This window comes from Flavobacterium sp. CS20 (assembly GCF_018080005.1).
In the GTDB taxonomy this organism is placed as follows: domain Bacteria; phylum Bacteroidota; class Bacteroidia; order Flavobacteriales; family Flavobacteriaceae; genus Psychroflexus.
In genome coordinates, this window is sequence record NZ_CP073015.1 from 2,232,294 (window position 1) to 2,244,845 (window position 12,552).

The window sequence follows — 12,552 nt, forward strand, 5'->3', positions numbered from 1 at the left end:
GTCGATGGGAGGAATTAGTTTATTTTCAGATAGTATTCATCTCAATTTACAAAACCCAGCATCTTACTCTAAGCTGAAACTTACAACTTTTAGTATAGCTACAACAGCCAATAGTCTTAAAATTGAAGAAGGCTCACAAACAGACAACATAAAATTTTCAACGATAGATTACATAGGTATAGGTATTCCTCTCAAAAAACTTGGGATAGGTTTTGGACTTAAACCTCTATCAGCCGTAGGTTATGAAATACAAAATATTGAGGATAATATCGCAGAATCATTAAATGGGAGAGGTGGCATTAATACATCATATATCTCTGCAGGGTTTAACGCTTACAAAAATTTAAGTGTTGGTGTAACCCTAAATTATAATTTTGGTGACATTGAAAATAAAAATTTAATAATTCAAAACAACATAGAACGCTCTTCAAGAGAGATTAATAATACCAACATTCGTGGCTTTACCTTTGATATAGGCTTGCAACACCAATTTGAGTTCAAGAAAAAATATACCGTTAAAACAGCTTTATCCTATTCGCCAGAAACTTCTTTAAATATTGATAATGATAGACAGCTCGCCACCATTGTTTTTGGTAGTGATGGCGGCGAAATTATAATTGACAGCAATGATGCCATTACCACATCTTCAGAAATTGATTTCGGTTCAAAAATTAATGCTGGTATAGGTATTGGTCAAGACAGAAAATGGTTTGCAGGATTAGAATATGTTTATCAAAGCAAGAGTGATTTTTCTGCAATAAATTTTAATAATAATATCGACTTAGATTTTGTATCATCTAACCAAATTAAGCTCGGTGGCTTTTTTATACCAAGATTCAACGCACCTCGTGGCTATTTGAAACGTATAGTTTATAGGGCTGGATTACGCTATGAACAGACAGGTCTAGAATATAAAGGAGAGTCGATAGATGAGTTTGGCATATCTTTTGGAGTAGGACTACCAGCAGGTCGATTATTCACCAATATTAATCTTGGTGCTGAATTTTGGCAACGCGGAAAAACAACAAATGATTTAATTCAAGAAAATTATTTCAGTTTTTTTGTAAGTTTGTCCTTTAATGATTTATGGTTTCAAAAACCAAAGTATAATTAAACAATATATAAACTATGAAAACGAAACTGTTTGTTTTATGTGTAACAGCTTTTTTGGGTTTAAACAACATTACAGCCCAAGAATGTACAAAAAATTTAAGCTTGTTTAATGATAGTGCAAAGGCTGGAATTTATCAAGATGCTTTACCACGGTATGAAAAACTTATAAAAGAATGCCCTGATTTCAATATTGTTTTATATAAACGGGCTGATAAAATGTTTGGAGAACTTGTTGATAAGGCTCAAAAAAATGGAGACAAATCCAAACAAAAGGAATATGCCCAAATGATGATTGATAATATCAAATTAAGAATGAAACATTTTACTAATGAAACTCCTTTTGGTAAATACAATGCTGAAATTGGTAAAATAATGTATGAAAATGATCTGGGTAGCCTTGACGAACAATTTAATTACTTTGAAGAATCTTGGAATAAAGATAGTGATAACTTTCACTCTCCTAAAGGGCTTTACATTTACTTCTTATTATATGATAAACAAGTAGATGCTGGCAAAAAATCTATAAATGACCTATTTGTAAAATACGATCAAATCATCAATCAAATAGAAAGAATGGAAAATGAGCAAGCCGTAGTGGCTAAAGACATTTTAGATAAAAAACAAAACGGTGAACAGTTGACTGCAAAAGAAAAAAGAAAAGAAAAAAATGCTGAAATTTATCTTAAAAATTACGACTTGATCAAAAAGGGAATTAATAAAGTGTTAGGAGATAAAGCTGATTGTGACAACCTTATACCAATGTATAATAAGAATTTTGAAGAAAAGAAAACAGATATAAACTGGCTTAGAATTGCTTCTTCAAGAATGAACGCAAAAGACTGTACTTCTGATCCGTTATTCTTTAAATTGGTAGAAGCACTTCACGATATTGAACCTTCTGCAAAAACAGCTTTATACCTTGGTAAATTAGCTATGCAAAATGGCGATGCCAACAAAGCTTTAGAATACTACAAAAACGCAGCTGAACTAGAAAAAGAACCACTTGACAAAGCTAAAGCATATTTTAGCATCGCTGAAGTCTATAAAAAAAGAGGGGCTTTTTCTTCTGCTAGAAATTACTACAACCTAGCTCTGAATAACAAACCTTCTATGGGTATTGCTTATCTAAGAATAGCAGACATGATTGCTAGCAGTGCTAACAACTGCGGTAATACAACTTTTGAAAAAAGAGCGGTTTATTGGAAAGTCGCAGATTATGCAAGACGTGCCGCAAGCGTAGATGCAAGTTTAAAAAGTCATGCCACAGAAACCGCTAATAGTTACGAGCAACGTGCTCCCTCAAAATCTGATATTTTCCAAGAAGGTATGCAAGGCAAAACTGTAACTTTCTCTTGTTGGGTTGGCGGTAGCGTAAAAGTGCCAAACCTTTAAAATGAAACTTAAAATAATAACTTTAAAAAGCATTGTAGTGATAATTTTTCTGCAATGCTTTTTGCTTGTGATAGCAACCTCAACGAAGTCAATAAATTTAATTTAGAAGTCAATACACCACAAGGTGTTGCCAAAAACATCAATCTCTTTTTCACCGATAGTGGTGTTGTAAAGGCTAACTTAAAAAGTCCAAAAATGCTAGATTATTCTCATGAAAAATACCCTTACAGAATATTTCCTATTGGGGTTGAAGTAGATTTCTTTAATAGCGATTCCACAAAAAACACTGTCATAGCCGATTCTGCAATTGTTCACGCCAATTCTAATCTTATTGATATGAGAAAAAACGTGAAAATTATCACATCTGATAGCCTTGTTTTAACCACTTCTCAACTCTATTGGGATACAGCTAAACAATGGGTCTTTACAGACAGAAACTACAAAATACGCTTAGCTAACGGTACCGAAAATAATGGCACAGGCTTTGACTCTGACCAAGAATTTACGGTGTTTAACTCTAGAACCAATACCGGAATACAAGTCATTGAAGACAACTCACTTTAGGCTAAAGTTACATCGATAGCTAATACACTTTGCGTTTAATGGCTTAATATTTTCTTACCTTTGTAAAATCTAATTTTATAGCCGTGAAATTTTTTAAATTCTTTCAATACGCTTATCTCGTATTTGCCATTTTATTTGTAGTTCGAGCTTTTGTGGTTTGGCAAGATTCCTATCAACAAGCTTTACTCCTTATTTTTTTAGCCCTAGTTGCCATTTTTATGTTCTTTTTTAAAAGACATTTTAGAAATAAATATAAAGACAAGTCATAATGCAAATTGAATGGCTCATCATTATCATTTCCCTTTTGCTATCTGCTTTTTTTTCAGGTATGGAAATTGCCTACGTTTCTTCTAACAAATTGCATATTGAAATTGAAAAAAAACAAAACAACTTTATTGCTAAAGCTCTAAAACAACTTACCGAAAAACCTTCAAAGTTTATTGCCACAATGCTACTTGGCAACAATATCGCCTTAGTGATTTATGGCTTGTTTATGGGTGATGTTTTAACCGATTGGCTTGCTGATTTCCATACAAATAATTCGGTTTTGTATTATTTTACGCACGAGGCTAAATTATTTACTCAAACTTTAATTTCTACTGCACTTATTTTGGTTACTGCAGAATTTTTACCTAAGGTTTTTTTTCAAATTTATGCCAATCAAATTATTAGAATTCTAGCCCTGCCAGCCATTATCTTTTACTACATATTTTGGCTATTTACAGATTTTATAATTGGATTGACGGATATTATCCTTAAAAAAATATTTAAAGTCAAAGGCGATACCGTTCAACTCAATTTCACAAAAGTTGAGCTTGGTCACTATATCAGCGAGCAAATGGAGTCTAAAGAAGTTGATGAAGAGGTGGATTCAGAAATTCAAATCTTTCAAAACGCCCTGGAGTTTTCAAATGTCAAAGCACGAGAAGTGATGATACCAAGAAACGAAATTGTAGCGGTTGAAATTGATGAAAACCCCAATAAACTCATCGATTTATTTACAAAAACAGGACTTTCAAAAATTTTGGTTTACAAAGAAACCAACGATGATATAATAGGTTATGTGCATTCCTTTGAAATGTTTAAACATCCTCAACATATCTCTGAAATATTAAGATCAGTAATCTTTGTCCCAGAAACTGTTCATGTCAAAGAAATCCTGAACAACTTAATTAAAAAACAAAAAAGCATTGCCGTTGTTATAGACGAATACGGTGGCACAAGTGGGATGATGACCGTAGAAGACATCGTAGAAGAACTCTTTGGCGAAATAGAAGACGAACACGACCCAGTAGTACTTATTGAAGAAGTGGTTAAAGAAAATACTTACAAATTTTCAGCACGACACGAAGTCGATTACCTCAATGAAAAATATAAAATCAATATTCCCAAAAGTGAATCCTACGAAACTCTGGGTGGATACATTATGAATCACGCTGAAGAAATTCCAGAAGCCAACACCAGTTTTGTCATTGATAATTTTAAAATCAAAATTCTTGAAGCCTCTACCAAAAAAATAGAACTCATACAACTTTCTGTGAATGAACAAGAAGACAAATAAAATAAAAGAGACTGTCAGATAAATAATAAGCCGATATATGACTTATTTTCAACAAAAACCTTATTTTCGCAAACTATATTTTTATAAAAAAAGCATAAATGGCAATATTAAATTCAATACGTAAAAAAACAGCAATCCTTATCCTTATAATTGCACTGGCACTTTTTGCCTTTGTATTGTCAGATTTAATCAACACTAGTGGTTTTTCTTCTGAAAAATCTGTTCAAGAAATAGGAACAGTTGGCGATAAAAAAATCGATAGAGTTCAATTTGCTCAAAACGTTGAAAACTACATCCAACAAACTCAAGGTCGTGCAACAACCATGCAAGCCGTTAAACAAGTTTGGGATGCTAAAGTCCAAGAACTTGCCCTGGAAGAAGAGTTTGAAGAACTTGGAATTGAAGTTGGTCGTGACCAAATTATTGCTAAACTTTCTGAAACCTTAGCAGGAAATCCAAATTTTTCTAATAGCGAAGGCTTTTTTGACGAAGCAGTAATGACCGAATATCTCGCAAACTTAAAAGAAACACAACCTCAACAATTTCAACAGTGGCAAAACTATGAAAATAGCGTTGCCAACCAAGTAAAACAAGAAATCTACTTTAACCTTATTAAAGCTGGCGTTGGTGCTACTTTGCTCGAAGCCAAAGAAAATTATAAGTTACAGTCAGACAATGTAAGTTTTCAAGTGGTTCGTATTCCATTTGATAAAGCAGAAGATGTTGAAGTTTCAACTTCGGAAATAGAAAATTATATCAAAAAAAATCCAAAGCAATTTCAACAAGAAGCTCAAAGAGATATTCAATATGTTTTATTTGAAGACAAACCTTCAAAAAAAGATATTGAGCAGGCTAAAGCCAATTTAGAAAATCTTATCGAAGATTTTAAAACAACTGAAGATGAAAGTGCATTTATCAATATAAATTCAGATGAACCGTACAACGCAACTTTTAAATTTGAAAACCAATTACCATCTGATATAAAGCATGAACTTCTATCATTAGATATAGGTGAAGTTTATAGACTATACAAAACATCTGAGGCTTGGAAGGCTACTAAATTAGTCGAAACCCAAAAAATGCCAGACTCAGCCAAAGCAAGTCATATTTTAATTTCAACTCAAGACCCAAACATACAACGTACACCAGAAGAAGCTAAAAACTTAGCCGATAGCCTGCTTGCAGTTATAAAAGCTAATCCATCTAAAATGGATGAGCTTGCTAAAGAATTTTCTGCTGACACTGGTAGTGCTGAAAAAGGTGGTGATTTAGGATGGAATGGATATGGCAGATTTGTCCCTGCTTTTAACGAGGCTGTTTTCAACAATGAGCCTGGCTTTAAAACAGTTGTTGAAACAAGATTTGGTTACCACGTCATCCACGTCAAAGAACATTCAGAAAAAAGCACAATGTATAAGTTTGCTGATTTAGTGGTTAAGATCAAACCTTCTGAAGAAACCTTAAATGAAGTTTACAGAAATGCTGGTAACTTTTTATTAAACGCAAAGAATGGCGAGTTTACTGAAGTTGCAAAAGAAAACAATTATGAAGTTAAGCCTGTTCTTGGCGTGAAAGCCTTAGACGAGCAAATTCCTGGTCTTGGTGCACAACGACAAATTGTAAATTGGGCATTCAATGAAGAGAGTTCAGCTGGCGATATTAAGCAATTTGATATAGACAAAGGTTACGCTGTAGTTCAACTTAACAAAATTAAAAAAGAAGGCTTACAGTCTGCTCAACAAGCTTCAGCAAAAGTAACTCCCATTTTAGAAAAACAGAAAAAAGCCAAAGCAATTATCTCTCAAATAAACTCACAAGATTTAAATGAAATTGCCAGTCAATTTAATGTTAGCGTTCAAACAGCTAATGCTGTAAATATGCAAAACCCGCTAATTCCTGGTGCTGGTGATGAACCTAAAGTCGTAGGAGTAGCCTTTGCTTTAGAAAAAGGTGAAATTAGCCAACTTGTTGAAGGTAAAAAGGAGTTTATGTGATTAAATTAATTCAAAAAACTGAAGCTCCTGCCTTAGCTTCTTATAAAAATGAAGCACTTAAAGAAACTCAAAAACGCATCCAAAAACTACAAAACCCTAAAAATGATGTTATTGAAGCTTTAAAAAAAGCTAAAGACATTAAAGACAATAGGGCAAAGGTTTATTAACCTTCAAACCTTTTAAAAATATTATTAAATAAAGCTGTCCTAAACAGGCGACTTTTTTGTTGCAATATCTCTACCCATTCAACTGAGGTTAATTTATTCAGGTTAGGGTCTTAATAGCTTTTAAAATCACACTATCAACACTGGTTTTTGAAGCTTGATAAACTTCTTTTGTATAATATTCAGCAACTTTTGCTGTGGTTTTGCCTATACAAATTGCTATAGGTTTTTGGTTGTGAATTTCATAATAACTTTTTACCCCAAGTGGACTAAAACACAACACCGCATCAAATGTGTTAAGAAATGTTTTTAAATGACATACAGAGTCATAAAGATGATATTCTTTTAAAGATACATTATGTTTAGAAAGTATATCAGGCAAATCGTTTCGTCTTTGTTTAGAACAAAAAAAATCAAAATGTTCATCAGGGTAATACCTGATGATTTGTTCTGCTAAGTCTTTAGCATAATCGGCTTTAAGTTGAACATTGAGGTTAAAGCTTTTAAGATATTCTGCGGTTTTATCGCCAACGCAAAACACATTGTTAATTTTTATGTTTTGAGCCATAGCCAATCGCACTGCATTTTGACTGGTAAAAACGCCATTTTTAAAATGTGTTGGCAAATCAGGATATAAAGCTTTAATTTGAACCGCATTGTATTCGACCAAGCTAATATCAGCGACAAACAAATGTCGCTTTTGAATGGGATTTAAAATTTTAGTAGATAACACAAGTGGCATAACGGCTATAGAATTTCTCTTAATTCATCCATCAATTGATTGCCACCTTGGTTTAATATGTCTTTGGCACAGATTTTCCCAAAGCCTTTGTGATCAGAAATTTTGCATTTCTTTTCAATATAAAAACGCTGCTTACCATCAAGACTCAAAAGAACACCTTCAAAATGAATATCATCAGCTTTGATTTGAGCTAAAGCCCCAATAGGTGCTGTGCATCCACCTTCTAAAGTCCTTAAAAATGAGCGTTCTATATTTACGCAAATATTTGTTTTTTCGTCATTAAGTGGTTTAATTGCATTTGATATTTTAGGCTGATTTCCTCTACAAACCACGAGCATTGCTCCTTGAGCTGGTGCAGGAATCATCCAATCTAATATTTCACTATTTTCTGATGTAAATTGAATACGCTCTAAACCTGCAGCAGACAAAAATGGTCGCATCCCAGTTGTTGTCTTCCAACTTTTGAAGTCTGGTATTAACGTTCCCCCTGAGGTTACTCACTTTATGATTGGGATAGCGGTTAAGCCATTGGGCTTTTCGCCTTAAACTTCCTGTAGCAATGTGCCCTGTTTGTTTTAAAAAATCCAATCCTTTGTGAATCAAAATATCATAAGGATTGGCACGCTTCAAAACTGTCGCTTCAATGAGGGTTTTGGGTAATTGAGTAGGCACATCTTTCATAGAATGCACGGCCAAATCGATGTCGCCTTTGATAAGTGCTACATCTAAGCTTTTGGTAAAAATGCCCGTGATGCCCATTTCATAAAGTGGCACATCCAAATTTAAATCACCACTTGATTTGACGGGATGCAAAATACTGTTCACGCCGTTATCTTCCAATTGCTTCTGAACTGTTTTAGCTTGCCACAAAGCCAATTCGCTATCTCGAGTTCCAATGATAAGTGGTTTCATCAAATATTTTTCTGAATAAATTCAAAAATAGAAATTTTAATGCTTAAATGGGTTTTTAAATGATAAGATTAATCATTATCCGAATTTTTTTAACCCCATTAAGAAGTCAAGGTGCATTGAGTTTTATACTTACAGCTTAATCTCAAAATATTTAAAAATGCGAGACTAAAAACTACAAGCTAATCCCTATTTTTACATTTTAAATCAAACATCCAATTCTTATGTCTCAACCTTCAAAAATATGGTTATCTTCTCCACACATGGGAGGTCATGAACAAGACTTCATCAATGAAGCTTTTGAAGCTAACTGGATTGCTCCGCTTGGTCCAAATGTCAATGGTTTTGAAAACGATCTTAAAACCTACTTAAAAACGGATAAACAAGTTGCGACTTTAAGTAGCGGAACAGCGACCATACATTTAGCTTTAGTGCAACTCGGGGTTTCCCATGGCGATGAAGTTATTTGCCAAAGTTTTACCTTTTGCGGTTCTATAAATCCGATTGTGTATCAAGGTGCAAGGCCTATTTTAGTAGATAGTGAACCAAACTCTTGGAATATCTGCCCTAAAGCACTTGAAGAAGCCATTAAAGACAGAATTCAAAAACGTAAAAAACCTAAAGCCATTATTGCGGTTCACTTGTATGGAATGCCATATCAAGTTGAACAGGTCAATGCAATTGCAAAACAATATGATATTCCTATAATTGAAGATGCTGCAGAAGCCTTAGGATCAACCTACAACAATCAAAACTGTGGCACATTTGGTGACTTTGCCGCTTTGTCATTTAATGGAAATAAAATTATAACGACCAGCGGTGGAGGTGCTTTGGTTTGTAAAAATCAATCTTCAAAAGAGAAAACCGTTTTCTATGCCACACAAGCCCGAGACAATGCTGAACACTATCAACATACCGAAATTGGCTATAATTATAGAATGAGTAATATTGTTGCAGGAATCGGTCGAGGACAAATGCAGGTTTTAGATGAGCACATAGCCTTAAGACGTGAAATGCACCAATTCTATAAAAACATTTTTGAAAATATAAATAGCATTGAAGTCTTTGAAAAAGAAGATAATAAAGTGTTTTCAAATTATTGGTTATCTGCTATTACGATTAACGAAAAAGCAAATTTTACAAGAGAAGATTTGAGATTATTTCTTTTAGAAGACAATATAGAAAGCCGACCTCTTTGGAAACCCATGCACTTACAGCCTGTATTTAAAGATTGTCCTTATTACGGCACAAACGTTGCTGAAAAATTGTTTGACCGTGGCTTATGTTTGCCTTCAGGTTCAAATTTAACTGATAAAGAAAAGTATAGAATAGAAACAAAACTTACAGCTTTTTTAAAATACTATGGACATATTTGATTGTATAAAACACAGACGCTCAGTTTATCCACATCAATTTACCGATGAAGTTATTCCTGATGAAGATATTCAAAAGCTTTTAGAATTAGCCAATTGGGCACCTACGCATCGCAAAACTGAACCTTGGCGATTCAAAGTTTTTAGTGATGATTTTAAAGCTAAAGCGGCTAAATATTTTAAGGATATTTATCTCAAAACATCAGAAAAACCAAAACGTTTTAAGGCTAAAAAAATTGTAGAAAAATTTGATCAATCTAGTCACGTTATAGCAGTTTGTATGCAAAGAGACCCAAAAGAAAGCATCCCAGAATGGGAAGAAATCGCTGCAACAGCCATGGCAGTGCAAAATATGTGGTTGGCTACTTCAAGTTTAAATATTGGGATGTATTGGAGTACGCCAGCATTTAAAAATCATCTCGGCAAACTCGTTTCATTAAATGAAGGGGAAAATTGCTTGGGCTTTTTGTATCTCGGAAAATTTGAAGATAAATTGCCTTTGCTTGAAAGACAATCAAGTATTGATGATAAAACAGATTGGTTAAAATAACAAAACTTCGATATAAATTCCAATAAAATATAGATATTTAATCATTTGTCATGTCGATAGAGCAAAGCATGAGCGTCGAGAAATCGCAGTAGGATGAGATTTCTCCTCATTCTTCGTTTTATTCCGAAAACTCAATCAATTTAGCGATTTATATCTCTAAACTTGCTTTTTTAATGATAAATGCTATCCCATGATATTGTAACCACCATCCACATGTCTAATCTCGCCTGTAATTCGCATATCTGGTACGAGTAAATGAGCTACTTCATAAGCTAAATCTTGAGGATGAGCATTGCCAAGAGGACTTTTTTGCCCTGCAAATTCCACATCAGAAGAGTTAAGGGTTGCAGTTCCAGCCTTGCTACCAAGATAAGGTGAAAATCTAACACAATTGACTCGTGTGCCATTTTGACGACCAAGTTCGTCTGCTAACTCAATGGTAATACGCTCTAAAGCGGCTTTAGCAATACTGATATTTCGATAAGGATGGAATGTAACTTTTTGAGCGACGATATAGCTCAGCGAACAAATTGACGATCCAGGGTTCAATAAATCAAATGCCTTCAAATTTGCTATTAGACTAACCAATGAAAAAGCTGAAACCTGCATAGTTTCACAGAATTCATCAAAATTGACTTCAAGTAAAGGTTTTACTTTTTTGTTTCTGATGGTTTTGTCCATAGCTATGGCGTGAAGCAAGCCATCTACGGGTTGATTTTTATCTTTTAATTTTTGGCAAAAATCGTTTATGCTTTCAGGAAGGGTAACATCTAAAATATGAGTTTCAACATCTTTGCCTAATTCGGCTTCTACACTATCTTCAAAATGCTGATAACTCTGATTTAAAAATGCTTGAGCACGCTCCGATAAATTTTTATGAAAAGAACTCACGCCAAGACCAGTACAAATCACTTTTCCCTTGTTTTTAATAATTTCTTTAGCCACATACATAGCAAGAGAATGCTTATCGGCAATGCCAGTGATAATGTAGGTTTTTCCTTTAAACATAGTTTTGTTTTTACCATTTATAAAGCGCAGTTCCCCAAGTCCAACCTGCACCAACAGCAGCAAAAATAAGGTAGTCGCCTTTTTTGAATTTTCCAGCTTTATGAGTTTCATCTAAAACCAAGGGAATTGTTGCTCCAGAGGTATTGGCATACTTATCCATATTGGTTGTTACGCGTTCAAAAGGTAATCCTATGGTTTTAGCAATGCTTTTAAGAATTCCTATACTCGGTTGGTGAGGTATCATATACTGAATTTGATCAATGCTAATTAGATTGCGTTTAAGAATATTTTTAATAGATTTAGGCACGACTTTGATTGCCGTATCAAAGACTTCTTTACCATTCATTTGAAAGTAATGTTGCTTGTTTTTTAAACTATCTGACGAAGCTGGTTGCTCAGAACCACCACCAGGAATAGTGAAATGCTCTTTGCCACGACCATCAGAATGCATATCAAAATCGATGAAGCCTTTGTCTTTATCAGTTGTTTGGCTAAGCACTAAGGCACCAGCACCATCGCCAAAAAACACAGAATCTCGACGCTCCCAATCGGTAATGGTTGAAAAAGTATCTGCACCAATAACCAAAACGTTGTTATAACGTCCCGTTTTGATAAACTCATGAGCCACAGCAATTGTAAATAAAGCTCCCGAACAAACAGCGACAACATCAAATGCTACAGCTTGGTAAGCTTTTATTTTGTCTTGAACAAAACAGGCACATGAAGGTGCTTGTCTATCTGGTGTGGTTGTTGCTACCACAATCATATCAATATCTCCGACTTGAAGACCAGCGTTTTCAATAGCATTTAATCCTGCTTTAGCGACTAAATCAGAGGTCGTTTCGTTTTCGACTACGTGTCTTTCTTTGATGCCCAGATTTTTATATATCCATTCGTCGTTAGAACCGACTTTTTCAAAAAATGAATTTGGAATGATTTTATCTGGAGTGTATGACCCTGTTCCGCTGATGAAAACGTTTACGCTCATTATAAAAATAATTAATAAATTAACTTTCAAAGTTATAAAAAATTTGTTTTGTGAAGTTATATTTGATATTATTTATGTCTTTGAAATTGAAATTTATCAAAATGAAAATAATGTAAGCGTTTACATTAATTTTTTAAGGATTGTATTAAATTTTTTTACATATATTCACAATCGTATTGTTAAACCTAACAAAA

Annotated in this window: 11 protein-coding genes and 1 pseudogene; 8 read left to right on the forward strand and 4 right to left on the reverse strand. The window is 33.9% G+C overall.

Features of this window, described 5'->3' with window-relative positions; all coding sequences use genetic code 11:
• Positions 1 to 4: 4 nt before the first annotated feature.
• The 6 genes from IGB25_RS10520 to IGB25_RS10545 all read left to right on the forward strand — a co-directional run bounded on the left by IGB25_RS10520 (position 5) and on the right by IGB25_RS10545 (position 6,791).
• Positions 5 to 1,114: a lipid outer membrane transport protein FadL-like protein gene (locus tag IGB25_RS10520; RefSeq protein WP_247653485.1), complete on the forward strand. Its 1,110-nt coding sequence runs from the start codon at positions 5 to 7 to the stop codon at positions 1,112 to 1,114.
• Between the two features lie 14 nt (positions 1,115 to 1,128).
• Positions 1,129 to 2,505 carry a M48 family metallopeptidase gene (locus tag IGB25_RS10525; protein WP_211064972.1) on the forward strand — a complete coding sequence of 459 codons (1,377 nt, stop codon included), beginning with the start codon at positions 1,129 to 1,131 and terminating at the stop codon, positions 2,503 to 2,505.
• A 54-nt stretch (positions 2,506 to 2,559) separates the two neighbouring features.
• Complete coding sequence (lptC, locus tag IGB25_RS10530) at positions 2,560 to 3,069, forward strand: LPS export ABC transporter periplasmic protein LptC (protein WP_211064973.1); 510 nt, start codon at positions 2,560 to 2,562, stop codon at positions 3,067 to 3,069.
• 268 nt (positions 3,070 to 3,337) lie between these two features.
• Entirely contained in the window at positions 3,338 to 4,630 is a 1,293-nt protein-coding gene (locus IGB25_RS10535; protein WP_211064974.1) for a hemolysin family protein, read from the forward strand.
• Between the two features lie 98 nt (positions 4,631 to 4,728).
• A complete protein-coding gene (locus IGB25_RS10540) occupies positions 4,729 to 6,624 on the forward strand; it encodes a peptidylprolyl isomerase (RefSeq protein ID WP_211064975.1) in 1,896 nt (631 codons plus the stop codon).
• On the forward strand, positions 6,621 to 6,791 hold the full coding sequence (locus IGB25_RS10545; protein WP_211064976.1) for a hypothetical protein: 171 nt from the start codon (positions 6,621 to 6,623) through the stop codon (positions 6,789 to 6,791). Before IGB25_RS10540 ends, IGB25_RS10545 begins: the two co-directional genes overlap by 4 nt.
• A 97-nt stretch (positions 6,792 to 6,888) precedes the next feature.
• Here IGB25_RS10545 and IGB25_RS10550 read toward each other — a convergent pair whose 3' ends face one another.
• Both IGB25_RS10550 and hemC read right to left on the reverse strand, forming a co-directional pair.
• On the reverse strand, positions 6,889 to 7,530 hold the full coding sequence (locus IGB25_RS10550) for a uroporphyrinogen-III synthase (RefSeq protein ID WP_211064977.1): 642 nt from the start codon (positions 7,528 to 7,530) through the stop codon (positions 6,889 to 6,891).
• 5 nt (positions 7,531 to 7,535) lie between these two features.
• Positions 7,536 to 8,445: pseudogene (hemC, locus tag IGB25_RS10555) on the reverse strand (hydroxymethylbilane synthase).
• 218 nt (positions 8,446 to 8,663) lie between these two features.
• On the opposite strand from hemC, the gene IGB25_RS10560 reads away from it, so the two are divergent.
• A complete protein-coding gene (locus tag IGB25_RS10560) occupies positions 8,664 to 9,815 on the forward strand; it encodes a DegT/DnrJ/EryC1/StrS aminotransferase family protein (protein ID WP_211064978.1) in 1,152 nt (383 codons plus the stop codon).
• Entirely contained in the window at positions 9,802 to 10,362 is a 561-nt protein-coding gene (locus IGB25_RS10565; RefSeq protein ID WP_211064979.1) for a nitroreductase, read from the forward strand. Before IGB25_RS10560 ends, IGB25_RS10565 begins: the two co-directional genes overlap by 14 nt.
• Positions 10,363 to 10,545: 183 nt before the next feature.
• Here the strand turns inward: IGB25_RS10565 and IGB25_RS10570 are convergent, their stop codons facing one another.
• Entirely contained in the window at positions 10,546 to 11,370 is an 825-nt protein-coding gene (locus tag IGB25_RS10570; protein WP_211064980.1) for an SDR family oxidoreductase, read from the reverse strand.
• Between the two features lie 10 nt (positions 11,371 to 11,380).
• A complete protein-coding gene (locus tag IGB25_RS10575; RefSeq protein ID WP_211064981.1) occupies positions 11,381 to 12,358 on the reverse strand; it encodes a 3-oxoacyl-ACP synthase III family protein in 978 nt (325 codons plus the stop codon).
• Positions 12,359 to 12,552 lie beyond the last annotated feature (194 nt).